This window comes from Lonsdalea quercina, assembly GCF_900107885.1.
Taxonomy (GTDB): domain Bacteria; phylum Pseudomonadota; class Gammaproteobacteria; order Enterobacterales; family Enterobacteriaceae; genus Lonsdalea; species Lonsdalea quercina.
Genome location: NZ_FNQS01000014.1, coordinates 73674 through 96442 on the forward strand (window position 1 = coordinate 73674; position 22769 = coordinate 96442).

Sequence of the window (22769 nt, forward strand, 5' to 3'; positions counted from 1 at the left end):
GACAACAAACAACACAAGGGAAAGACAGCACCAGAGAACAGGCGGTTTTGCGCCATATCATCTGTGGCGGCCTGGGTTACTGCAGCACTGATGCTGCCGTTGTGCGCGCACGCTGAACTTTATTTCCCGGCGGAGCTTATTGCCTCGGATGCACAGATGGTGGCGGATCTGTCCCGTTTTGGGAAAGAGGGCGCTCAACTGCCCGGAAATTATCAGGTTGATATTTATGTTAATCATCAACAGGTTGCAAGTCGCAACCTGCGGTTCACTGAGGCTGTAGGTCATGGTGATCCCCGTTCAGGGGCCTCGGGGGCGGAAAAGCAAGACGCATCGGACATCTTGGATAAGACAGGATTGATGGCTTGTCTGACCCGTCAGGACCTTGAGGAGTTTGGGGTGAATCTGACGTCATTCCCCGTTCTGAACGCGATTAAGGACGATGCGTGCATTTCTCCCGGAAGATACATTCCGCAAGCATCCACCTCATTCGATTTTCAGAAAATGAGGCTCGATATCAGTATTCCACAGGCTGCCATGCACAATCGCGCACGGGGCTATATTTCGCCGAAAAAGTGGGATGAGGGGATCAATGCAGCGCTGTTGAACTATAGCTTCAGCGGCAATATCAATCACGGACGTTACAGCAACAGTAGCAGCCATTACCTAAACCTGAATAGCGGACTGAACGTGGGGCCATGGCGACTGCGGGATTACCGTACGTGGAATGAATATGAAAGCCGTTATTACCGTTACCGTAAATGGCAGCGCATAAAAACCTACGCTGAGCGTGCGATTGTTCCGCTGCGCAGTGAACTGGTGATGGGCGAGAGCACAACCAGTGGTGATGTATTTGATTCGCTCGGATTCAGAGGGATGCAAGTGGCGACGGATGACAACATGTATCCAGACAGTCTCCGAGGATTCGCGCCCGTTATTCGGGGCGTGGCCACTACCAATGCGAAAGTCAGCATTAAACAGAACGGCTATAGGGTTTATCAGACCTTTGTTTCCCCCGGCGCGTTTGCAATTAATGACCTTTATCCGGTGTATTCCAGTGGCGACCTTGAGGTTACCGTCACTGAAGCGGATGGCAGCACACATACTTTTACCGTGCCTTATTCGTCCGTACCCGTGTTACAGCGTGAAGGTCATCTTAAATATTCCTTGACGGCGGGGCGGTATCAGGCGGGAAGTGACAGCTACAACAGCCCGGAGTTTGCCCAGGGGACGCTGATATGGGGGCTGCCTCATAACATCACTGTTTACGGTGGCATGCAGTATTCGCAGAACTATCTGTCCGGTCTGATCGGCGGTGGGCTGAATCTGGGGCTGCTGGGTGCCTTTTCTGCTGATATCACTCAGGCAGACAGTACCCTTGTGGATGGCTCCCGTCATCAGGGGCAGTCACTAAGGTTCTTATACGCTCGTTCGCTTAACTCGCTGGGTACGACGTTCCAGCTAACGGGGTATCGTTATTCCACTCAGGGTTTCCACTCACTGGATGAAACGGCCCTGAAAGGAATGACGGGCTGGCGTTATGACACAGATACCGTTGACGTTGAAGGTAAACCAGTAAAGCGGCCCTATACCGATTATTACAATCTATATAACAACCGGCGGGCGAAAGTTCAGGCAAGTATCTCTCAGCGGGTAGGAAAGATCGGCTCTGTATACCTCACAGGGGTCAGGCAGACATATTGGAATCGCACTGGCGCCGCTGATTCTCTGCAGGCTGGGTTTAACAGTTCCGTTGGAAGCGTTAGCTACAGCCTGTCATGGAGTTACAGCCGGGAAACCGGACAGAGTGGCGCGGATAAATCGCTGTATCTATCCCTGTCCGTACCGCTGGATGCCTTTTTGTCGGGCGATAGGGAGAACCGTCACCATCCTGTATATGCCACCTACAGCGCAGGGCAGGACACTACCGGGAATATTACTCATCAAGCCGGCCTTAGCGGCACAGCACTTGAAGGGAACAACCTTGGCTGGAACGTATCCCAGGGATATTCGCGCACCAGTGGCGACAGTGGCAGCGTAAGCGCGAGCTATCAGGGCGGGTATGGAAGTAGTAACGCGGGCTACAGCTATAGCAGCACCTACAAGCAAGTGAGTTATGGCGTCAGCGGGGGAGGGCTGCTGCATGCAAACGGTCTGACCCTGGGACAGCAAATAGGTGAGACCGGCGTCTTGATTGCAGCGCCGGGGGTATCCGGCGTGGCGGTAGAAAACGAAGCCGGGGTCCGCACGGACTGGCGCGGGTATGCGATTAAGCCCTATGCCACCATCTACCGGGAAAATCGGATCGCGCTGGACACTGCATCGCTGGATGACCATACCGATATTGATTACGCGGTCAGCCGTGTGGTGCCAACCCGTGGAGCTATTGTGCGAGCTAGGTTTAAGGGGTATTCCGGTAGTCGAATACTGATGACGCTGATGTATAGAGGCAAACCGGTGCCTTTCGGGGCGATGGTGACGGCCGGTGAGCGGTCGGGCATTGTGGGTGATGATGGTCTGGTGTTTTTGTCCGGGATGCCGCGGGAAGGGACGGTCAATGCGGATTGGGGCGACGGAGCTGGCAGACGGTGTTCCGCTCCTTGGTCCTTGCCCGCGGATGCTGAAAAACAGTCCGTAGTGAGGATCAATATGGAATGTCATTGAACAATCACTGATTCAGCGATGGGTTACTTACTGGTATCAAAATGAGATTAATAGGTGGGTTCGAAAGTGAAGTTAAAAACACATGCAATCACTACTGTTTTTGCCGCAATGTTACTGCTTATCAACAATCTGTTTAGTTATGTCTATGCTGCCGACGACACTGCGACAATTACTATAACAGGCACTGTCAAAGCTAACACATGTGCTATTGACGATAATTCTAAAAATCAGACAGTCCCTCTGCCCGATATTTCTGACAGAGATATCCAAAAAAGTAAAACGGCAGGGGAAAGAAGTTTCAATATAATCCTCACCGGATGCGGCGCCGCCGCCTCTGCCGTCAAAGTGACGGCGTCAGGCACCGCAGATGAAAATGATGTCATGGCTTTTGCGAACAACGCGAGTAGTAGTGAAGGGGGGGCAACAGGCGTCGGAGTTTATGTCTACGAGACAGATAACGCGACGCAATTTAAACCCGATGGGAGCACGACAGAAACCAGTACTTTAACCCCTTCTCAGGATAATACATTAACGTATAAAGTTGCCTACGTCGGAACCCAAAATACGGCCACTGCGGGAAAATTTAGTTCGATAATGAATATGAAATTCGAATATCAATAAGTTACACATATTATATGAAAGAGAGTACCCCCCCTTATTAAGATAAGGTGAAACATCCCTTTGGAAATATAAATCTCATGAATCTAAAAAATAGAACGCTTAATCTGGCTGTTAGCTTGGCAATATTCCTTTCTCCCATAGGATATTGTGGTGTAGGTGGTCATATTTCATGGTATGGAACGAGTGAAGGAAATGATGGTTCGGGAATAGCAACTTTAAATTTGCCACCTCCCAGTCAGAAGACAAGCTCCGCCTCTATTAGCCAAGGCAACGTTTGGGTCAGCGAGAGTCCTGATGAGTATGACGTGGATTCGCAGTGCATCGCCTTTTCAGGAAGCCTGGAAGCGGATATTACCTATAAAGTTCATCGTGGTGGAGCAGCTGATAATGAAAAAGTCGTATTTAGTTCTGACTTTTTTCTGTCAAATGCCCATCTCGATGGCCCTGGGGTCAGCAAAGCAATGGATGCAGTAACCATCAATAGTATTGATACGTCATCCCTTAAAGTGACGAACCAATGCGCTGATAGCAAAACGATAAAAATTTCCAGAGTAATCAGTGTCGGTGAAAACCACTGGGATCTATATCTATCTGGGGAAGTTCCCTATAAATCTCAGTGTTCATTATCCACAGATGCGCTGGTGGATCTTGGTGATATCGCCATAGCTGAGCTATCAAGCGCGGGGGATAGTTTACTATTCAGTAAACAAAAAGAACTGCCGGTGAAATGGCAGTGCACAGAAACTCCGACAAAAGTAAATTTGACTCTTTCAACCAGTAAAAGTGATGGCGCCTGCATCGGCACAGATAATGACTCATTACGATATTGTGTATTTAGAAATCAAGTGGCTATCGACATGACAAATAGCACATCCTCGGTAGATGTAGCGGAAGACCAAGGTGATACGGTCTTGACGATTATTCCAGGCGCCGGGAAAACACCGGTAATAGGTAAAAGCCAAGGGGTGATGGTCATGAAGATTGAGCCTGAATGAATCGCCACGAATAATTTGAACACCCCAGGTCTGTTGTTGATCTCTCTTGCTGAGGTCGACAATTTACGGCGATGACCTGTGATCAAAAAATGACACGTGCAGGCAGGTCAGCGCGAATTCGGATTAACAGAATCAGTCGGTCTTAGGGACGCTGTTATGTAGATCCGATTCATTCACCGAAGCCATGTGATGACTAAATTAAAACAAGGCTGGGGTACGCGGATTAACGGCTTTTCAGGTGCGCCAGATACCGAATTATGGTGCGATTAACCCGATGGTGGCTGAACCAAACTTTACAGAGAAAATTTTTCGAGGCGCGCTGTATGGCAGTTATTTATCATTTTTTTGAATGAATAATGTAAGTGCTTTCTATTTAAGCCCGGTTTAGACACACCAAGAAATAGTATGAAATAATCTGTCTCCTTTCGATTTAACTGAGGCTTTTATGAAAAAAGTTTTAATGGTGAGTTTAATGGTCATGCTCAGCGGTTGTGCAAAACAGGGCTTTGATTTCAAACAGAATGTGCCGCTCAGTCCCACAAAAGTAGAAACGCATCATTTCTTTATTTCTGGGTTGGGTCAGGAGAAAACTATTGATGCAGCAGCTGTCTGCGGCGGGGCCGATAAAGTTTCCCGAACCGAAACGCAGCTCACCTTCATGAATGGCTTCCTCAATGTCATCACCTTCGGTATTTATACGCCGCGTGAAGCTCGCGTATATTGCGAAAAATAAGCCTGCTAAGCGAATGGTCCGTTCGATGTCCGGATGAACTATTTCGTCGACCGGAGAAATCCGGGTCGTCTAAGCCCCAATTGTGAGATCAGCGTAATGAAGCATCGTTATATACAAAGATGGATACTGCCTATCGGGGCACTGACCGTGGTCATGATGCTCACGGGCTGTGAGGGGACACGTCTGGGGCTTGGGAATATGAATCAGAAAAACGATATCTGCCCTGCAAAAAGCGCTCAAACGCTCGATCCGGGTAAATGTATTTGATAGTTGGTCGGGGCGTATCGTCTTTTTTTGGGCGATAATACCGACCCAGCCATGCCACAAGCCAGCCTCTCTTTATAGGACACTTACCAGTGTCCACTTTCAATAAGCACTCTTTAACACCGTTGGGGAAATCCTGTAGCGCGTTAATTATTTTGGCTTGGTATCTTAAACAGGTTATTTGCGTAAATAGTCGAAATATCAGCTACAGATCTGATGATGAATAATAGATTAACCACCGTAATCATTATTCATAAGACGCTTATGTTATTACTGTCGGAGAACGATACTTTCTCCTTACACGGAAATCGATGACTCAATGTCATATTTATTTTCTGCCTAAATAGTGTTGGATGTTAATATGACTTTGTCATTGAATCTCGTCATGGAAAGGTGTGTCTGAGGAGCAATTCAGTTTGATGATATACACGAGCCTATTTTCAGTCGAGGTTATGCTCTTTTAGATATTGAGTTTTAAGTAGTCTTTCCTCAATACTAACTTATTCATCCATCCGACCACGACTGCCTGCCTGCACGTGTCATTTGGTTTTACTTGTGGTTGATCGTCATCGCTTCCCGACCTGCGCATTATCATCACACAGCGTTAAATACGCACTCCGAACAGCAATCCGTCCGGTTTTCGGTGGGCACGACGGATAAGTCCCGGGATAACCTTCCTATCAGTCACGTTATTGAGTGGGAACCGTCAATATCACCCGCCATCACCGGCGTCCACCGGCAGGGGCAGTGACCTTTTTCCTGCCTACGATTTTCACTTTCTCTTCGCCAATACGGAAACCTTCAGTCCTGTGGAGCGATCACGCGAGGGTGTTGTTGGCTCCGCATACCCCGCCTGGATGAACGAATCATCAGAATAGCGCAATCGCGGACGACACCCTCGAGCGTCTTACTCTAAGTTGTTCAATCTGAGATTTTTATTGTTGCCACGCTATGCTGTTACAGGATGGGGCATGTGGTGATTTAACCCTCATTACGGCCAATGGTTCGGTTTGTTCAACAAAGCCTAAATAAGCTTGAAATTCCATAAATAAATATCATTCACAATGCTAGGAATGCTTTATAAGAGGGTTCAATCCTACATGTTTGAATAGCATTTTTGGGAGATATACTTGAGCAGAAAAATAACAATAAATAAGATAGTGACATTTGAGCCTGATAAAAAAATCATTTCCGGGAAAAAAAACGCCATCCGGCTTAGTGCTTCTGCAACCCTGTGTCTGGAACTGCTGATTGATAACCTTGGCGTACTAGTGACTCACCAACAATTATATGACTTTGCATGGCGTCGTTTTGGAATGGAGCCTACAGCCACGTCGTTGTATCAGAATATCTCTAATCTTCGGCGAGCGCTAAACAGCACGGGGCTGAAAGAAGAAATAATACGCACTATGCCGCGTCGCGGATTTATTCTTTCCCCCCTTACCGACATTCACTATGAACGCAAGCCACCCGTCGACACTGACAATCAGACGCCGGATGACACTGATATAAATGTCAATATAGAAGAAAAATTAAGCCCTGATGAAGAGGTGACTAAGATCTCAGCTAAAGATGACGGGTTCTTGAGACGTTATGTTCTTAGTTTATTCAAAAAAAACTTTTATTTCTGTACGGTTTGTTTTCTACTTACTGTATTAGTAGGGGGGGGAATGATAAGACAGCAGTCTGCTGATGAGAGGGTTTTATATCGTCCAATAAAACTCAAGTTCAGAGAGTGTCACGCTTACACCAATGCCGACAATAGTATGGACGATGCCAAGCTAGAAAAAATCATGGAATCCTCACGTCTCAACTGTAAAAAGAAAAAATTTCTTTATGTGACAACCTACAAAAAATCAGAACGTAGTTCCATTCTTCTTTGCCAGAATGCTATTGGCTTGAATCAACGAGCAAACTGCAACTCTTATTATTACATTGAGCACATATAACACCATGAAATCAGTATTAGCTATTTTATTTATCACTTTTGCAGCAGTATCTATTGTTTTTTATTACAAGAAAGGAACGGTGCTCTCGTGTAAATCTGAACTAACCGTGATTAAGAAAAACACACAATTAGATATGATTACTATGCTGTCACTTAGCTCTGGAAAAGGCGTAATGACGATATCGGGCGTTCTTTACGATGGAAAAGATACCTCGGCGCATATCAGTAAAAACATCCGTTTTACATACGAAAAAAATGGTGAAATATATATTTTAAAGTCCGATATTATTGTTAATTCGCCCCTCATGGTTATGTCACCCGAGCTTGAGAAAAAATGGTTCCCTGGATTTTATAGCCATCAAGGACAGGTCATGGTCCTGAAAATCAGGCCTGTGGGCGAGCAAGGATGGTTCATCTATTCAGGCGTGGTTCCTCAATACCTCTGTGAAAAAGAACCATAGAACTTTAGGTGATAGCGAAAAAAATGAATGAAGCGTCTCCTATACGTCTTTTACGTTAAGAGATGTACAGGAGCGGCCTACCTAATATTAAAAAACAAATTTTCCCTCATCAGTATACGCTCCCACTTACTAATAAACGTCGAATGTCACCTCGATTATCTGAATGTTCATTTGATAACCTCATCAATCTATCTATTTATATCTTCACTGGGCATTAATTTTTCTCTCAACCTCTGTAAATACCTGTGAAATCTCTTGAATTATTCAAGATTAACAAAGAGAACGGTCTTAATGTGTTGAATTTACTGCATATTATTTATTTATAAAGCTTGAGAGAGATATTAATGCCTTGTTTTTCGATACGGCCAGGTAATATTTTCTGGCCGGAATGGCCGGTAATTCACGTACTCGATAATATAAATGGAAGACAAAATGCCTATAAAAAAAATTGCAGCAGTTCTATCAATCAGCAGTAGTGTACTGTTATGTGGCAATGCCTATTCCGCCATGAACATTAATGTACATGGCATCATCGCCCCCAATGCATGTATTGCCACTATCGTGGGTGGGGATAATCTGGACTGGGGTATCACGCAGCACGCGAGTTTAAAGCAGAAATCGCTGAATAACTTTCCTGCAAAAAAAGTCACCTTGCAGTTCAATTGTCCGTCAGACCAAAGTGTAGCATTCTGGGCAACTGACCCTAATCAGGACAGTGCTCTGGTTGGGGAAAATATTGATGGCAGAACTGGTCATGCCGATGTCAACCGTATATTCGGACTTGGTTTTGATCCTGTGACTGGGAATAAACTCGGTAATTTCACCCTGAATCCCGTATCAACGACGGTTGATGGTATTACTAATGATACCTCTTTTGGTTATATGGTCAGTGGCGCTCATAATGGAACCGCATTCGGTAGAGTTCTGACTAAGTCATGGGCCTATAAAAAGACCGAAGACTACACGCCGTGGAATGAAACCACAAATAAACCTGCAGTGGGGAAATCATTCTCATGGGTATTCGATATTGAGCCTCAGCTCAACAATGGTGAAATGATTACTAATGCGGAACAGGTTGACTGGCAGGGGACGGCACAGGTTAACGTTCGTTATTTCTGACTCTAACTTCCATTAATTTGTGGCAGGCATCTTGGCTTGCTGAGATGCCTATTTATTATGATAAAAAATCTGCGTATTCTTTTTGCTGTTTTCGCGATGTTATATGCTTTTATATCATCGGCACAAACACTGCATTTTGACAGAAACCTTCTTGAGGCTAATGGAATTACCGCAGGGCAGCTAAATGATGCCCTTAATAGAAATACTGCACCCCCCGGTTTTTCTGTGGTTGACATTTATGTGAACAATAAGTATGTGTCAACTGGTTCAATATTTTCGGAGAATAATATTATCTATTACTCGGAAGATATAAAGAATAATGCAGGAATATCTTCTGAATCATGGACGTCAACCAAAGTCGTTAATAACGCCAAATTTCACCGTCTTAATCATTCGATACGGACGGAATACGATCGTTCTGATGCAACTCTGAGGCTTGTCGTCTCAACCAAACTCCTCATCAATCCTGATGGTATGAATCGCGTTACGGGGGGGACCGGCGCGTTCGTCAACTACAACGCCTACGGATACCGTTTCAACGGAGGTGAAAGCCAGCTCAGTAGTCTGAATGCCGATTACGAAGCGGGCATTAATACCCATAATATGATTATCCGGGCGCACGGCACTTATAGCGCCTTCCGGAGCCATGAAACTCACGCTCGTTATAACCATATCCGCGACGGTTACGCTGAGCGAGATATCGGACAGATCAGGATCCGCGCCGGCCGCTCCATGGTCAGTGACGGTGGATTTGGCACTGGCTTTATCGATGGCGCGATGGTGTCTTCTTCAACTGGCAATAATCAGGCTTTTGTCGATTTTGACTATGACGCTTCCGAAATTCTGACCATTGAGTTCTTGCAGAATAATCTGCTGCTATGGAAGCAGACGGTGCAGAAGGGCCACGCCGAGCTGAAGAATATTCCGGTGTCAGGCTTCGCTGACGATGTCATTGTGTTAATTAAACGAAATGACCAGGTTATTGACTCCAGATTAATCGTACGCGGGCAAATTAATGCCGCTCAGGACGGAAGCGCCGGGTATTACGCTTTTTCGGGACGTACGACCAGTGGAAGCCGTAGTCCGGTCACCGGTGCTGGCTTTAGTCACCGATTCAGTGACAAATTACGTCCCGCAGCAGCAATGGTCTCCACCTCCCGTTACCACGGCATTGCGCTCAGTAACTATTCAGATATCGGACGATTACGCTCTAACCTCTGGCTGACTACTGTCCGTAATGAAAACCGTGAAATGGGTTCTAGCCTGAATCTCACTGTCAGCTTTATGAATTCAAGCCTGAGTTACATGCAAAATAGCCGGCACTTCAGTTACCTCGATCAGGCTTTATTGGGGGGCGTTAATAGTCAACGCAGCAGTATCGGTATTGCACAAAGCCTTAGGCTGAACGACCGCATCACCGGGAATTTTTCATTCACCCATTACAACTTTTATGACGCCCCAGGTTTTAACTCGGTGTCTACCGGTTTGAACCTGGCTCTGCCACGGGCTTCGGTGGGGGTAAACCTCTCATATATGTCGCCCATACAGAGACGTAAAGAAGCAGATAAAGTCAGCATGAATCTGTTCCTTAGCGTTCCCCTGAATTTTGGTGAACATCAGGCCACCTGGCGTAGTCAATATTACAATTATGCCGGTACGTCGCGATTAATGAACTCGCTGGGTGCACATGTCAGCGACAATTATACGCTGACCGCTAGCCAGATGCGTACGACGGGTGCGCAACGAAGTGACGCGTTTTCTCTGGATAATTCGGTCACCACGCCTTATACGACCGCAGATATTTCGCTGTCGCAGAATAAACAAAGTGGCCTGTCTTCCCAGACAACGGCGGTCTATGCTTCCGGAGCCATTGCCGCAAGTCGGAAAGGCATTATCTTTTCTCCGTCGCGTGTCAGCGACACCTGGGCGGTTGTTGATACCGGCGTCCGTCAGTATCTGAAGGTCTCATCGTTGCAGGGGGGCGCCGTCACCAATCACGACGGCAAAGCGATTATCAGTCCAATAACCGACAGCGGTAATGATTTCATCCGAGTCAGTCCGGAAGGGTTACCTCAAGGGGTTGTTATTGCGAATAATATCCGGGAATTTTCGGCCAAACGTGGTTCGGTGGCACACTTTAATTTCAACGCCTATAGAAACCGTTTACTGCTTTTAAAATGGAGGAATAAACCCGCCAAAATTAGTCAGAGTGACGTCTTTTACGACAGCAATGGAAAAATGCTTGCCCGTTTCATTGACAAGGACATTCTTATTATTGATGAGGGAGATCTAAAAAAATTAGAAAAGGAAGGGATGTCTTCACCTTCAAATATCAACGTTAAATACAGACTGTTGCCCAGCAGCGTTCAGAAAAAGGAAAAAATTAAAAATGTCATTTTCAATAGTGTCAATGCGTAATGTTTTTATTGCCATGCTGATTTCACTCGCAGCCACGCATTACGTTTCTGCTGAAATTCATCCTTCCTCATCCGCGGTATTAATTCCTGCAGGTAAAGAGGAAACGACCATCGATATTAAAAACAGCGGAGATGAGAGCGTTTTACTTTACAGCAAGATTAATCTTCTCCCGGACGATGATCTGGCTAAAGGCACAATCATCACTGATCCACAGACTGTTTTGATGGCGCCCGGTGAGACTCAAAGCATCCGGGTGATATACCAGACCAACACCCCCGACACCAAAGAGCATATTGCCCGGGTGATTTTTTCAGGACTTCCTCCTACGGGAGACGTGAGCGATGGCAAGGTAAAAATCCTTATCGGACACGATTTGCCCGTCGTGATCAATGTGCGAAAAGATATGGCACAAAAAGATATCTGGGAGCGTATACGCTACAGCATTACTGATTCAGGTTTGTGTCTGTTGAATCCGACGGCGAAAGTTTTTCGCTTCTCACCGACGATAGTTGCCGATGAAAGTAAAATAGAAATCACTTTCAAAAAAGCGTATATCCTTCCCGGCGAAGCGCTGTGTGCATTACCCAATCGCGCGCTGAGTAAAGGTATGCATATCAACCTGACAAGCGTCAGCGATTATAATTATCGTATTAAAACCAATAAGGTCGTTTTATAAGTCAATTTTTTGAAAGTATGCCGCATAAGGGGGGCATTCACTTTTAACGATCTTCCGGCATACGGATTTTTCCCCATTGAGTTGCTGTTTACATCAGGCATCAGGAAAAGGAAAGCCTGTGCCTGTAGTGGCACTCTTGATATACAAATAGTGCAATTGACCTTCCCCCCAGAAAATAGTTTCAGTCTAAACGGAAGTACCCGGTCTTTCTTCTATCACCCAGAGAGGCTCATTGCCATGAAAAAGACCCGTTATATCGAAGAACAGATTGCGTTTGCGCTGAAACAAGCCGAAACCGGCACCCGCTTAGGGGAAATTTGTAGAAAGATGGGAATTTGTGAGGCTACTTTTTACAATTGGAAGAAGAAATTCGGCGTGATGATCGGGCGTTCACCCACCGCATCCGAGAGATAGCGGAAATCCGGATACAATATGGCTGTCCGCGTATTCATATCCAGTTGTGACGCGAGGGCTGGTGGGTTAACCATAAGAAAACACATCGTATTGATTGCCTGGAAGGTTTCTGTAAGCGGCGCTGAAAGAAGTGCTCAGCGTCGCGCTGTTTTTTACTTAGTGGGGTTAATCGCAGATAGAGCGGCGAGAACCATCGGGTTTGATATCGAAAAGATTCATTTCTGACGGGTCACCATTACAGTTAAATGCATAACCGTTATAAAGCCAGAACCGTGTAAGGCCATTAAAACCTTTAAACTTACTTCTATTAAAATAAATCATAAAAGCTAATTGATGGTCTTCGGTATTTTGGTATTTTTGATATTCGCTCAACATGGACTGATCCCACCAGTGAGCTAATGGCCTCTTACCACTTAGCGGAGAATCAACACTTTCCTCATAAAAAACAGCAGAGTATTCATCACTGCTCTTATCAAAGGGATGCTGTGCAAAATAATCCATGATCAAATCAATGAGCGCATGCTGTCCTTTGGGCGGGTTATTTATCACGTAATGAACATTATTTTCAGCAAGTCTCATTGTCGGTTTTGAAAAAGATAAATAGGCTGAAGCAGGGCCAATATAATTAATCCATAGCAATGTAAAAGCATATAGAAATGTATTCCATCCCACGAAACGCCATTTATGAGCAAATCGACGGCGTAGAAAGATAAGCGTACATACAGGACTCAGGACTAACATCAACGGCAGCATCGTGGAATAGTGCATGTACAAAAAGGAGTCTGCATCGAATTGATAAAGTCGTCCTACGACCAGGATGAGGTAATTCACAACCAGAAAAGCAAAGGTAAAATTCATAACGTTCCCTTTATGGGGTAGTCCATTTCCATAACGGTGATGAATGGTTTATACCCGAACTGCTTCATATGTTGCAGGATAAACCAGCCTCGGAACCCTGCAAGCATGCCATATTTTTTTATAGAGCCGTTGGTCGGATCGGGGCCGATGTCTGGAATATCTAACCCAAAATGGTCGTAGAACGTGACGCGAACCTTACCGGTATAAAAGCGTCCTACGCGGTCATACTTAACCAGTTCTGCTTTAGCTGCCCAGACATCGTTAATTGACATGGTTAATCCACCAATGATATCTGAAACATTATGAAAAGCTGGAGGCCGTAATTTTTTGTCATTATCCCGATCATATTCGCTCATCCACAATTCCAGAGGTGAATTATTTATTTCACCACCTTGAGATCGAATTACCGTGTTGATACCTGACTGTAACCTAGTGACAAACGCTTGAGTATCTGGATGCGCGCGCACCGCGCGTGTCAAATCTGGGTGGCTGAACTCTCCGCCTTCCTTCTTTTGGAATTTGGCGATCATTGCCAATATAACCATTTCCAACTTCCCCGTAGAAAAAAGGCTGGTTGCCATTTCTCTGAATTTATAAAAGAAAATATCAGGGGAATCGAAGTCAACCATCCAGTCATCCACTGCAAACATGTGCGTATGCATATAGGTGGGAATGTCTGTGATCTCTTCTTTGGTCATATCACCGTAAAGCATATCCGCCGCCGGCGTCCCATTGGCGTTCAATCCCGGCTTTCGCTTGGTCTCGTACACCAAAATGGGGAGATCAATCCGCGTCGCACTGGTGGTGTCGGTCACTTCGGTGACCTTGAGCGTCGGCTCGGGTTCGGTTCGCGGCGTGGCAGGTCGGGGCGCAAATCCCCAGCCCGCTTTCTGTGCCGGCGCATTCACCCTGGCGCGGTCATAGGCATTCCGGACGGTATTGGCGAAATCGCGGTTGGCGTTGATGTCTAAGGTGCCCGCCGTTAATGAACAACAGGCGTGCTCTTGCGAGCCTAATACGACGGTTTGGGCGTCCAGCGCACTGCCTTTTTCGGGCGATAAGATACGCGTAAATTCATCTGGGGTGAGTTCATCCAGACGCTTGGTGATCAGCATGTTTCATTCCCTGTAAACAGATCTATCCCTGTGAAGCGCGAATAGTCTATGCGCAACTTATAATTATGTAAATGAACGATAGGCCACGAAAAAACCGCCAAAATCGGCGGTTTAATTTTCCCGGTTGTCAGCATGTGTTTTTAGTATGCAGGCTTATAATGACATCAGAGCTGTTTATTTTATAAACGTTTATACAGAACAATTTTTCATTTCGATCGGTATTGCCGATCGCGTTGTGAGGTTATGCTGCTGCTCAGTGCGTTAGGTGGCGTTGATGAAATTGATCCTACCCACGTAATGTGGTCACCAAAGCCTGGGGGAAAAACACGCACACTGGCCGAGCGTTATCTGGGCGTTAGGCGACTCTTTCGCCGAGCGCTAGCAGCGACGACGGCACTGTGGGTGACCGCCTTGATCCTGCTGCTTTTACAACCTTAACGATGATCCTCTGAGAAATCACAGTGCACTTATCATCGATTCACCATCGCTTATAGGGATGACGAGTCAGTGAAAAAGGTGATATCCCCCAATATTATCCCCTCACGCATGACGTGATTTATACACCAGAATATCGTCCATTACCGTCAGGTGATTAATTTTTTTCGTAATTCCAATGAACTCTTCCTTCATGAAAAATCATTGTCGCGATAAATAGCCATAAAACTAAACCTCTCCCACTAATTGATTTAAGGCTTTATTTCGTGCGCTGTGTATTTATCTAAAAATAATTCAATGAGTTTGTGTTGTGCTATTTCCTATACAACAGCTAGTCATTTATTGTGTTATTTGCAGTGATAACCTCATTAGACCGCGATTAAGTATGGCGGAAATGCATATTAAGACATCATTCAATAATGAGGAATATCACCATGAACAATACAACAGAACTGACCACGGCAAATGAAAATGCGGATGATACGGCGGTTAAGGTTTATCACTGGCTCGCCGAGTTACCGGCACGTTCAAATAAAAAACTCATCTCCGGCGCATTCGGCGGTTACACCCACATTACCGGCGAGGATGCGTTCTCAATGCGCCAGGCGGAGGCGATTCACGCCGCCACGGGGCAGTACCCCGCTATTTACGGCGCGGACTACGCCCGCGGTTGGGATATTACCGAGCCGGGCGAGGAAGCGAATTTAATCGACTACGGCTGTAACGCCGAGCTGATAACACATTGGGAGAACGGCGGATTAGTCGCCATTAGCCATCACCTGCCGAATCCCATTTATGCGGGGAACAATCCGGGAACAGGGCAGGGCGCGCTGAAGCAGCCGATCAGCAATGAACAATATTCGCGGATTCTCGCGTTGGGTTCCGATGAGCGCCAGCGCTGGCTGGCAATGCTGGATAAGATCGCCGAGGGGCTGATGGCGTTAAACCGTCGCGGTATCACGGTGTTTTATCGGCCTTTGCATGAAATGAATGGGGAGTGGTTTTGGTGGGGGGCGTCCGGCTATGAAAATAGCGATACCGTACGCATGGAGCTGTATAAAATGCTCTATCAGGACATGTTTAATTATTTTACCTATCACAAAGGGCTGAATAATCTGCTGTGGGTTTATTCGCCGGATGCTCTACGCGGATATAAATCGGACTATTATCCCGGCCATCCGTATGTGGATATTACTGGGTTGGATATGTATCTGGATAATCCGCAGACACTGTGCGGTTATCAGGAGATGCTGAACCTCAATAAACCGTTCGCCTTTCCGGAAATAGGGCCAATGACCCTTGATGGTCAATTAGATTATGGCAGCGTGGTGGATGTGATTCTCTCGGCCTACCCTAAGACTACGTTTTTTATGCCGTGGAATAATGCCTGGGGTCCATTGAAAAATAAAAACATGGCAGAGGCGTATAATCATGTTCATGTGATCAATCGGGGCGATGTCTGGAGTGGCGACGTGCTCAGTCAGACGTGATTGTGAGAAATTATGTAGATGAGTGAGCCGTTCAGGCGCGAATAAAGGAACCCAACGCCCTAAGTCTGGCGCTGGGTTCCTTTATTCGCGCGTTTTTCCCTCGCTAAATCAAGTTATTTTCCCTCAGGCGTCGGGGGCGATCAGCGAGAGACCGTTTCCCACCAGCGCTCAAACGCCGTTTCGCTCTCGTCTAACCACAGCGGTTGACCGATGAGCGGCGTCAATAGCCGCCAATCATGATTTTTGCTGGCTTTGACGATACGGATAAACGGATCGTTCCAGTCATGCTGCGCCAAGGCGAATTTGCCGATATGCCCGGGCAGCAGGGCGCCTGTCTTCAGGTCCGTCGCCGCCTGAGCCGCTTCTTCCGGCCGCATGTGAATGTGCGACCAGCGTTCGTCATATTGGCCGCTGTCGAGTGCGACGAAATCAAAACCGTCGAACTGCTCGCCGATTTTCTTGAAATGCGCGCCGTATCCCGAGTCTCCGCTAAAGTACAGGCGTCGTGCAGCCGTTTGCAGGGCGAAAGACACCCACAACGTCTGGTTCTTTTTAAATAAACGACCGGAAAAGTGCCGTGCGGGTAAAACTGAAATGTCGATACCATCCCCAAGATTCAGTTCGGAAAACCAGTCGGCTTCATGAACGCGTTCTGGAGCAAATCCCCACGCGCGAAAATATTGGCCCACGCCAAGCCCGCAGACCACCTGCTTTACTTTGGGTTTGAGCGCAATCAGGGTGGCGTAATCCAGATGATCCCAGTGATCGTGCGTCATCAGTAAATAATCAATGTTGGGCATATCGGCTGGCGTGTAGGGATTAGTCCCCTGAAATACGCGATTGCCGAACGGGACCGGCGCGGCGTTTTGGCTGAGCACGGGGTCGACCAGCAGGCGTTTTCCCGCCAGCTGCACAAAAAAAGAGGAGTGGCCGAGCCAGATAACGACGTCCCGGTCAGCGGGTAACGCCAACAGTAAGGTCTTGACCGTGGGGAGCGCCTGTTTAGGGCGACGGCGCGGGTTGCCGTGGAGCAAAAATTCCAGCATCAACTTGGCAAAGCTCCCGCTCCCGGTCAGCACGGGAGTCGGCTCGACGTTGTGAAATTGGCCTTGCCGGTAATGGTCCGAGTCCTGTGCTTTCACTTCAGGAACGCTGATTTTGACAAACTCGGGCCGATAAAGGTAAACGACGGGAATGACAATGAATACCACTATTATCGCTAATAAACTCAATAACATGATTCTACCCGTACCTGAACGCAAAGAGTTGTAAGAGAGGATATTGTCCCATTCAGTGTACTGCATTGTGTCGTGTTCTGCCGTGGCGAACCGGCGTGCGCGCTCCTCCTTCACAGATCAGGCTTTTGGGGGTGACGTCGTGATTTTCCAGAAGGCGCGGCGCAAAGTCCTCCGCTCCTAATGAAATCCTTCCGTGATGACCTGCCGCTCGGAGCGGCAGGGAAGGGAGGAGAAAAACCGCCAGCGCGAGAGAGGCGTCTGGCGGTAAAGAACGTGCGTGAATTGACGTGATAAAACGGGGTGTTTCGACCGTCAGGATGAGCTTTCAGCCGGACCGAACACTGAGAACTCCGGCAGTTTGACCTGCTGGTAAGGTTCCCAACCGCCGCCTAAGGCTTTATACAGCGCGACCAGATCCAGATGACATTGCACGCGCGCCATAATGGCCTGTTGTTTGGCCTGTGCGAGCTGCCGCTGTGCGTCCAGCGCCTCGATAAACGACGTCAGGCCTTTGCTGTATCCGTCACTCGCCAGGTCGAACGCGTTTTGCTGCGATTCGACGGCGCGTTCGAGTTCTTCGACTTGCTGCTGATCGGTCCGGTAGCTGATCAGCGCGTTTTCCACGTCCTGCAAGGCGGTGAGGACCGTCTGACGATAGCCTAACGCCGCGCTGGCCTGTTCCGCTCGGGCCAGTTTGACGCCGGAGACCAGACGGCCGCCCTGGAAGATAGGAATGGAAACCGACGGGCCGAAGCGGTAGAAGTGACTGCTCCAGTTATCCATATAACTAAAATCGGTATTGCGCATGCCGAGCTGCCCGGTGAGCGACAGATCGGGGAACAGCTGTGCGACCGAGACGCCGATGTTGGCGGTGGCGGCGTGCAGTTGCGCTTCCGCCTGACGGACATCCGGGCGGCGTCTGGCCAGTGTCGACGGTACGCCGACCGGCACGGCTTTAGGCAACGTCGGTATGGCTTTCGTGGCCGCCAGTTCATTATCCAGCGCGCCCGGCACTTGCCCGGTCAGCACGGCCAGCCCGTTCATCGCCTGCCGCACTTGCGCCTGATACTGCGGCAGTTGCGCTCGCAGCGAACTGAGCTGAGCTTGCGCGTTCTCGACGTTCATCTGCGGCGAGAGGCCGTTGCGCTGCTGGCTCTGGGTCAGCGTCAGCGTCTGTTGCGCAATCTCAATCTGGCTCTCCAGCGTCTGATAGGCGGCCTGCGCGCCTCGCAGCTGCAAATAGGTTCTTGCCACCTCGGCTTCCAGCGACACCAGCGCATCATTGCGGCTCTCTATCGACTGCTGCTGCTGAGCGTCGGCGGCTTCCACCTGACGACGCACTTTGCCCCACAAGTCCAGCTCCCATGACGCGTCAAAACTTCCCTGATACAGTCCGACGGACTGGGTCAGGCTATCGAGCGAAGACGTCAGATTGGGATCGACCTGATCCACCTGACCGTACACGTCATGAGACTCCATCAGCCCCTTCAGACCCAATTGCTGCCGCTGCGCTGAAGCGCTGGCGTTGACCGATGGCAGCCAGGCTCCGCGAGCCTGATTCAGCTGCTGGCGCGATCCGGCGATGCGCAACACCGCCTGTTGCAGGGTGAGGTTGCCGGCGATCGACCGGTCGATCAGGTTGTCCAGCTGTGGGTCGTTAAACGTTTTCCACCAGCTGGGGTTGATCTCCGCGGCCAGCGTTGGTGATGCGCCGTCAGATGCCATGTCCTTGAACGCGCCCGGCGCGGCAGGGGTCGGCGCCTGGTAATCGGGCCCGACGGTACAGGCCGACAGCGCCAGCACAACCGCTATCACCGTAGCGATGGGGGAATACGAGTAGGGTAGAGAAACCTTCATGTTAATGTGCTCCAGCACTGCCTTTGCTCTTGATGGGAGAAAGCAGCAAACAAAGAGGAATGAGAAGCAGAGCGATAACGCTGAGGCCCGTGAAAACGTCTATATAGGCAAGGATACGCGCCTGGGCAATCATCTCTTTATACAGTTGACCGGTTGCGATGGACATCGGATCGCCCGCCATCGTGGAGAAGTTCTTAATCGCGTGGGTCAAACGTTCCAACGCCAGATTGAACGGCTCGTTGAGCGGGGTCATGTTATGCACCATGCTGGCGCTATGCGCCTGCTGCCGCTCGGTAATCATCGCGGTGGACAGCGAAATGCCGATCGACCCCGCCACGTTGCGGCACATGGTGAACAGGGCGGAGGCATCCGCGTTCAGCCGTTGCGGAATCGACACAAAGGCGATGGTGGTCAGCGGCACAAACAGGAAACCGAGTCCGATGGTCTGAGCGCTACGCATCAGTATCAGCGTATAAAAATCCACGTTTGGCGCCAGCGTTGACGAATACAGGAATGAGGCGGCCAGCGAGGTGAATCCGAACGCAATCATCCAGCGCGTCTGCACCAGCGGCATCAGTTTCAGCGCGACCGGGATCGTCAGCACCACCAAAATCGCCCCCGGAGAGAGGATCATGCCAGACCAGGTCGCGGTGTAGCCCAAATCCTGCTGCGCCAGCTGCGGGATGACCACCGCACTGGCGTACATCACCAGCGCCATGCCAGCCATGAGCAAGCAAGACACCGCGAAGTTACGATCTTTCAGGCAGTGGAGATCGACCACCGGCTTTTTGGCGTAGAGTAGCCAGTAAACTGCGCCCACCAGGCCGATCGCCGTCAATATGGCAAAGGTAATAATGAAATTGGAGTGGAACCAGTCGTCGTCCTCGCCGCGGTCGAGCATGACCTGCAGACATCCCAGCCCCAGCGTGAGCAGGCTGATGCCGATGTAGTCGATGCTGAGCGTGCCTTTCTCCGATTTGCGCTCCCATGGCGGATCTTCCAGCAGATGGTAGATGGCCAGCACGCTCAAAATGCCGATGGGGATGTTGATGAAGAACACCCAGCGCCAGCTGTAGTTGTCGGTGATCCATCCGCCGAGCGTCGGCCCGATGACGGGGGCGACAATCACCGCAATCGCGGACAGGCCGAAAGCTTTACCACGATCCTCCGGCTTGAAGTAATCCAGCAGCACCGATTGTTGTACGGGCTGAAGACCGCCGCCAAAGAAGCCCTGCAAGATGCGGAACAGAATGATCTGCCACAGCTCCGTGGCGACGCCGCAGAGTAAAGAGCAGAGGGTAAACATCACAATGCAGAGCAGAAAGAAGAGCTTACGGCCGAAGACTCGGCTCAGGAAGGCTGAGATGGGCAGCACAATGCCGTTAGCCACCAGATAAGACGTCAGCACCCATGTCGACTCGTCATAGCTGGAGGACAGCGAGCCGGCCATATGCGGAAGCGCGACGTTGACGATCGTGGTGTCCAGGATCTCCATGAATACCGCCAGCGTGACTGTAATGGCGACCAGCCAGGGATTCCCGGCCGGCTGCCAAGTCTGGTTCTGGCTCATTCCACCGTCACCTTCGGCTCAACCGACAGGCCCAGCGGCAGCGGCCTTTCCGGATCCAGCCCTTTATCGATGACGATTTTCACCGGGACGCGCTGCACGATTTTTACATAGTTGCCGGTCGCGTTTTCCGCCGGGAACGCGGAAAAGCGCGAGCCAGAGCCCATCTGTACGCTGTCGACGTGGCCTTCGAGCTTCATGTTGGGCCACGCATCCACGGTGATATTCACTTTATTGCCCGGCCGCATCCGCGCCAGCTGGGATTCCTTGAAGTTGGCGGTAATCCAGGTATTCGGCGACACCAGCGAGAACAACGCCGTACCCGGCTGCACCAGACTGCCTACCTGCACGTTGCGGCGAGTGATGAAGCCGTCGTACGGGGCGCGGACTTCGGTGTAGGAGAGATTCAGGTTGGCGGTATTGAGCTGGGCTTGCGCCTGCTCAACCTGCCGTTGACGCGCTTCGACGTTGGTGGCCTGCTGGCGGATTTGCAACGCGACCTGCGAGGCGACTTCGACCTGCGCCTTGGCGCTTTCCAATTCCGCACGGGCGCTTCTTAGCTGCGCGCCTGCCGCATCAATGTTGCGCTGCGAGGTGGCTCTCGGGTCGACGCCCCGCTGACGTTTGTCATCTTCCAGCGCATTAACGTAGTTGGCCTGCGCTTTCGCCAGCGTTGCCAGCGCCTGATCTTTCTGTGCGGGATACTGAACCTTCGCCAGATCTAACGCGGCCTGCGCCTGATGCAGCTGCGCCATCGCCAGTCCCAACTGAGCCTGAGCCTGATCGCGCTGCGCGGTATTATCACGGGGATCGATGATGACCAGTAAGTCGCCCTGCTTAACACGCTGGTTATCTTTTACCCGCAGCTCAGTTACGTAGCCCGAGGCTTTGGGAGCGATGGTGACCGCATCGGAGTCGGTAAATGCATCATCGGTGGTTTCAATATTGCGGTTGGCCAGCCAGAAAAACAGGCCGACGATTAGCATGAGTACAACGACGATGGCCAGAATAATCAGTGGCTTCTTACCGGGCGTCTTGCGTTCCGTGGGAGCGCTGTCTGGGGTGTGATTCTGCGGGTTGTCGTCCTGATGACGCGGGTCATTCTCAGACGGAGAAATAGATTGATTAGCCATAGTTCTCATCGATAAACGACGGACTCAAACCAAGTCCGCGAAATGAATACTGCCATTATGAGACGGACGTTAAATCCGGCACTCCCAAGTACAGGCGATTGCGGATGGAGGTGATCGGCGTAACTCGCGCTGCTGTATCCCTTCCTCTACGCTTTTTTCGACCTTAGGACTAACGCGTCTGTCAATCAAGGTAGGGTTAAGTAAATTCATGGAAAAAATTCAGGAGTAAGCGTCAAAATGTGCGTCCATTCTGCAACCGATCCTCGGCGTTTTGGGCGTTGACCCGGTGCGCTTTTCGCGCAGAAAAAATCGCTACATTGCTTCTAATTAGCCGGAATATCGTCATATTTCGTCGGTGAATCGCCGTATCGGTTTCGTCATGACATCGGCATCAACGGGGCTTTTCATCTGGGCTGAACAGGTGATTTTTAGGAAGAATACGTGACATGATTTGTAACGATATTTTCCGTGGGTTTCTTTTTGTCGCCTGCTAAGTGCTTGAAAGCTTATATTTTCACTCCCGACAGACAGGGAATGATGTGCCAGTGACGTGACAAAATTAAGATCTGTTTCGGCAGCGTGCAGTACGTTTTTTATGCGTTTGTCAGTTCATGTGTCTTTGCGCAGAATAATTGCCAAATCTGCGCAACTTCTTGCGCACTTTCCAGCATAAATCACTTTTTGCGCAATGTTTGCAAACGATCTGCGCATTCTGCGCAACTTTTTGCGCAGATTTTGAATAGGCTGAAATGTATATTTTAAATTC

16 protein-coding genes and 1 pseudogene are annotated in these 22769 nt (G+C 49.1%); 11 read left to right on the forward strand and 6 right to left on the reverse strand.

All coding sequences use genetic code 11. The annotated features are described in order from the left end of the window. Positions 1-90 precede the first annotated feature (90 nt). The 10 genes and pseudogenes from BLU64_RS15805 to BLU64_RS17070 all read left to right on the forward strand — a co-directional run. Complete coding sequence (locus tag BLU64_RS15805; RefSeq protein WP_051625482.1) at positions 91-2661, forward strand: fimbrial biogenesis usher protein; 2571 nt, start codon at positions 91-93, stop codon at positions 2659-2661. 54 nt (positions 2662-2715) lie between these two features. After that, positions 2716-3282, forward strand: coding sequence for a fimbrial protein (locus tag BLU64_RS15810; protein WP_026742290.1), 567 nt, complete (start codon positions 2716-2718; stop codon positions 3280-3282). Between the two features lie 77 nt (positions 3283-3359). Then, on the forward strand, positions 3360-4277 hold the full coding sequence (locus BLU64_RS15815; RefSeq protein WP_139171529.1) for a hypothetical protein: 918 nt from the start codon (positions 3360-3362) through the stop codon (positions 4275-4277). A gap of 445 nt (positions 4278-4722) precedes the next feature. After that, on the forward strand, positions 4723-5010 hold the full coding sequence (locus BLU64_RS15820; protein WP_074729360.1) for a Bor family protein: 288 nt from the start codon (positions 4723-4725) through the stop codon (positions 5008-5010). Positions 5011-6404: 1394 nt separating this feature from the next. Continuing rightward, positions 6405-7223 (forward strand): winged helix-turn-helix domain-containing protein, encoded by an 819-nt coding sequence (locus BLU64_RS15825; RefSeq protein WP_026742287.1) that lies wholly within the window; start codon positions 6405-6407, stop codon positions 7221-7223. Between the two features lie 4 nt (positions 7224-7227). Continuing rightward, complete coding sequence (locus BLU64_RS15830) at positions 7228-7683, forward strand: hypothetical protein (protein ID WP_051625481.1); 456 nt, start codon at positions 7228-7230, stop codon at positions 7681-7683. A 420-nt stretch (positions 7684-8103) separates the two neighbouring features. After that, complete coding sequence (locus BLU64_RS15835; RefSeq protein WP_081825698.1) at positions 8104-8802, forward strand: DUF1120 domain-containing protein; 699 nt, start codon at positions 8104-8106, stop codon at positions 8800-8802. 57 nt (positions 8803-8859) lie between these two features. Then, positions 8860-11220, forward strand: coding sequence for a fimbria/pilus outer membrane usher protein (locus BLU64_RS15840; RefSeq protein ID WP_026742285.1), 2361 nt, complete (start codon positions 8860-8862; stop codon positions 11218-11220). Continuing rightward, positions 11192-11896 (forward strand): fimbria/pilus periplasmic chaperone, encoded by a 705-nt coding sequence (locus BLU64_RS15845; protein ID WP_074729362.1) that lies wholly within the window; start codon positions 11192-11194, stop codon positions 11894-11896. The genes BLU64_RS15840 and BLU64_RS15845 overlap by 29 nt, the downstream gene beginning before the upstream one ends. A 237-nt stretch (positions 11897-12133) precedes the next feature. Continuing rightward, positions 12134-12357, forward strand: a pseudogene (locus BLU64_RS17070) (transposase); the annotation flags it as partial. Between the two features lie 118 nt (positions 12358-12475). On the opposite strand, the gene BLU64_RS15860 reads toward BLU64_RS17070, so the two are convergent. Both BLU64_RS15860 and BLU64_RS15865 read right to left on the reverse strand, forming a co-directional pair. Next, on the reverse strand, positions 12476-13168 hold the full coding sequence (locus BLU64_RS15860) for a hypothetical protein (protein ID WP_026742283.1): 693 nt from the start codon (positions 13166-13168) through the stop codon (positions 12476-12478). Then, positions 13165-14283, reverse strand: a complete 1119-nt coding sequence (locus BLU64_RS15865) for a DUF3289 family protein (protein ID WP_074729364.1) — start codon at positions 14281-14283, stop codon at positions 13165-13167. Before BLU64_RS15865 ends, BLU64_RS15860 begins: the two co-directional genes overlap by 4 nt. A gap of 869 nt (positions 14284-15152) precedes the next feature. Between BLU64_RS15865 and BLU64_RS15870 the strand changes: the two genes are divergently transcribed. Then, the gene (locus BLU64_RS15870; protein ID WP_051625480.1) at positions 15153-16208 is read left to right on the forward strand and encodes a glycosyl hydrolase; all 1056 of its coding nucleotides are present in this window, start codon (positions 15153-15155) and stop codon (positions 16206-16208) included. Positions 16209-16348: 140 nt separating this feature from the next. Here the strand turns inward: BLU64_RS15870 and BLU64_RS15875 are convergent, their stop codons facing one another. The 4 genes from BLU64_RS15875 to BLU64_RS15890 all read right to left on the reverse strand — a co-directional run bounded on the left by BLU64_RS15875 (position 16349) and on the right by BLU64_RS15890 (position 22003). Next, positions 16349-17446, reverse strand: a complete 1098-nt coding sequence (locus BLU64_RS15875) for an MBL fold metallo-hydrolase (protein WP_026742281.1) — start codon at positions 17444-17446, stop codon at positions 16349-16351. Between the two features lie 312 nt (positions 17447-17758). Next, positions 17759-19303 carry an efflux transporter outer membrane subunit gene (locus BLU64_RS15880; protein ID WP_026742280.1) on the reverse strand — a complete coding sequence of 515 codons (1545 nt, stop codon included), beginning with the start codon at positions 19301-19303 and terminating at the stop codon, positions 17759-17761. 1 nt (position 19304) lies between these two features. Then, a complete protein-coding gene (locus tag BLU64_RS15885; protein WP_074729366.1) occupies positions 19305-20873 on the reverse strand; it encodes a DHA2 family efflux MFS transporter permease subunit in 1569 nt (522 codons plus the stop codon). Next, complete coding sequence (locus BLU64_RS15890; RefSeq protein ID WP_051625479.1) at positions 20870-22003, reverse strand: HlyD family secretion protein; 1134 nt, start codon at positions 22001-22003, stop codon at positions 20870-20872. The genes BLU64_RS15885 and BLU64_RS15890 overlap by 4 nt, the downstream gene beginning before the upstream one ends. Positions 22004-22769 lie beyond the last annotated feature (766 nt).

Excerpts from the sequence above, each read along its gene's own strand:
- BLU64_RS15880 (WP_026742280.1), bottom strand. The coding sequence starts at position 19,303 with ATGAAGGTTTCTCTACCCTACTCGTATTCCCCCATCGCTACGGTGATA.
- BLU64_RS15835 (WP_081825698.1), top strand. The coding sequence starts at position 8,104 with ATGGAAGACAAAATGCCTATAAAAAAAATTGCAGCAGTTCTATCAATC.
- BLU64_RS15820 (WP_074729360.1), top strand. The coding sequence starts at position 4,723 with ATGAAAAAAGTTTTAATGGTGAGTTTAATGGTCATGCTCAGCGGTTGT.
- BLU64_RS15865 (WP_074729364.1), bottom strand. The coding sequence starts at position 14,283 with ATGCTGATCACCAAGCGTCTGGATGAACTCACCCCAGATGAATTTACG.
- BLU64_RS15805 (WP_051625482.1), top strand. The coding sequence starts at position 91 with ATGCTGCCGTTGTGCGCGCACGCTGAACTTTATTTCCCGGCGGAGCTT.
- BLU64_RS15875 (WP_026742281.1), bottom strand. The coding sequence starts at position 17,446 with ATGTTATTGAGTTTATTAGCGATAATAGTGGTATTCATTGTCATTCCC.
- BLU64_RS15885 (WP_074729366.1), bottom strand. The coding sequence starts at position 20,873 with ATGAGCCAGAACCAGACTTGGCAGCCGGCCGGGAATCCCTGGCTGGTC.
- BLU64_RS15830 (WP_051625481.1), top strand. The coding sequence starts at position 7,228 with ATGAAATCAGTATTAGCTATTTTATTTATCACTTTTGCAGCAGTATCT.
- BLU64_RS15870 (WP_051625480.1), top strand. The coding sequence starts at position 15,153 with ATGAACAATACAACAGAACTGACCACGGCAAATGAAAATGCGGATGAT.
- BLU64_RS15890 (WP_051625479.1), bottom strand. The coding sequence starts at position 22,003 with ATGGCTAATCAATCTATTTCTCCGTCTGAGAATGACCCGCGTCATCAG.
- BLU64_RS15860 (WP_026742283.1), bottom strand. The coding sequence starts at position 13,168 with ATGAATTTTACCTTTGCTTTTCTGGTTGTGAATTACCTCATCCTGGTC.
- BLU64_RS15815 (WP_139171529.1), top strand. The coding sequence starts at position 3,360 with ATGAATCTAAAAAATAGAACGCTTAATCTGGCTGTTAGCTTGGCAATA.
- BLU64_RS15840 (WP_026742285.1), top strand. The coding sequence starts at position 8,860 with ATGATAAAAAATCTGCGTATTCTTTTTGCTGTTTTCGCGATGTTATAT.
- BLU64_RS15845 (WP_074729362.1), top strand. The coding sequence starts at position 11,192 with ATGTCATTTTCAATAGTGTCAATGCGTAATGTTTTTATTGCCATGCTG.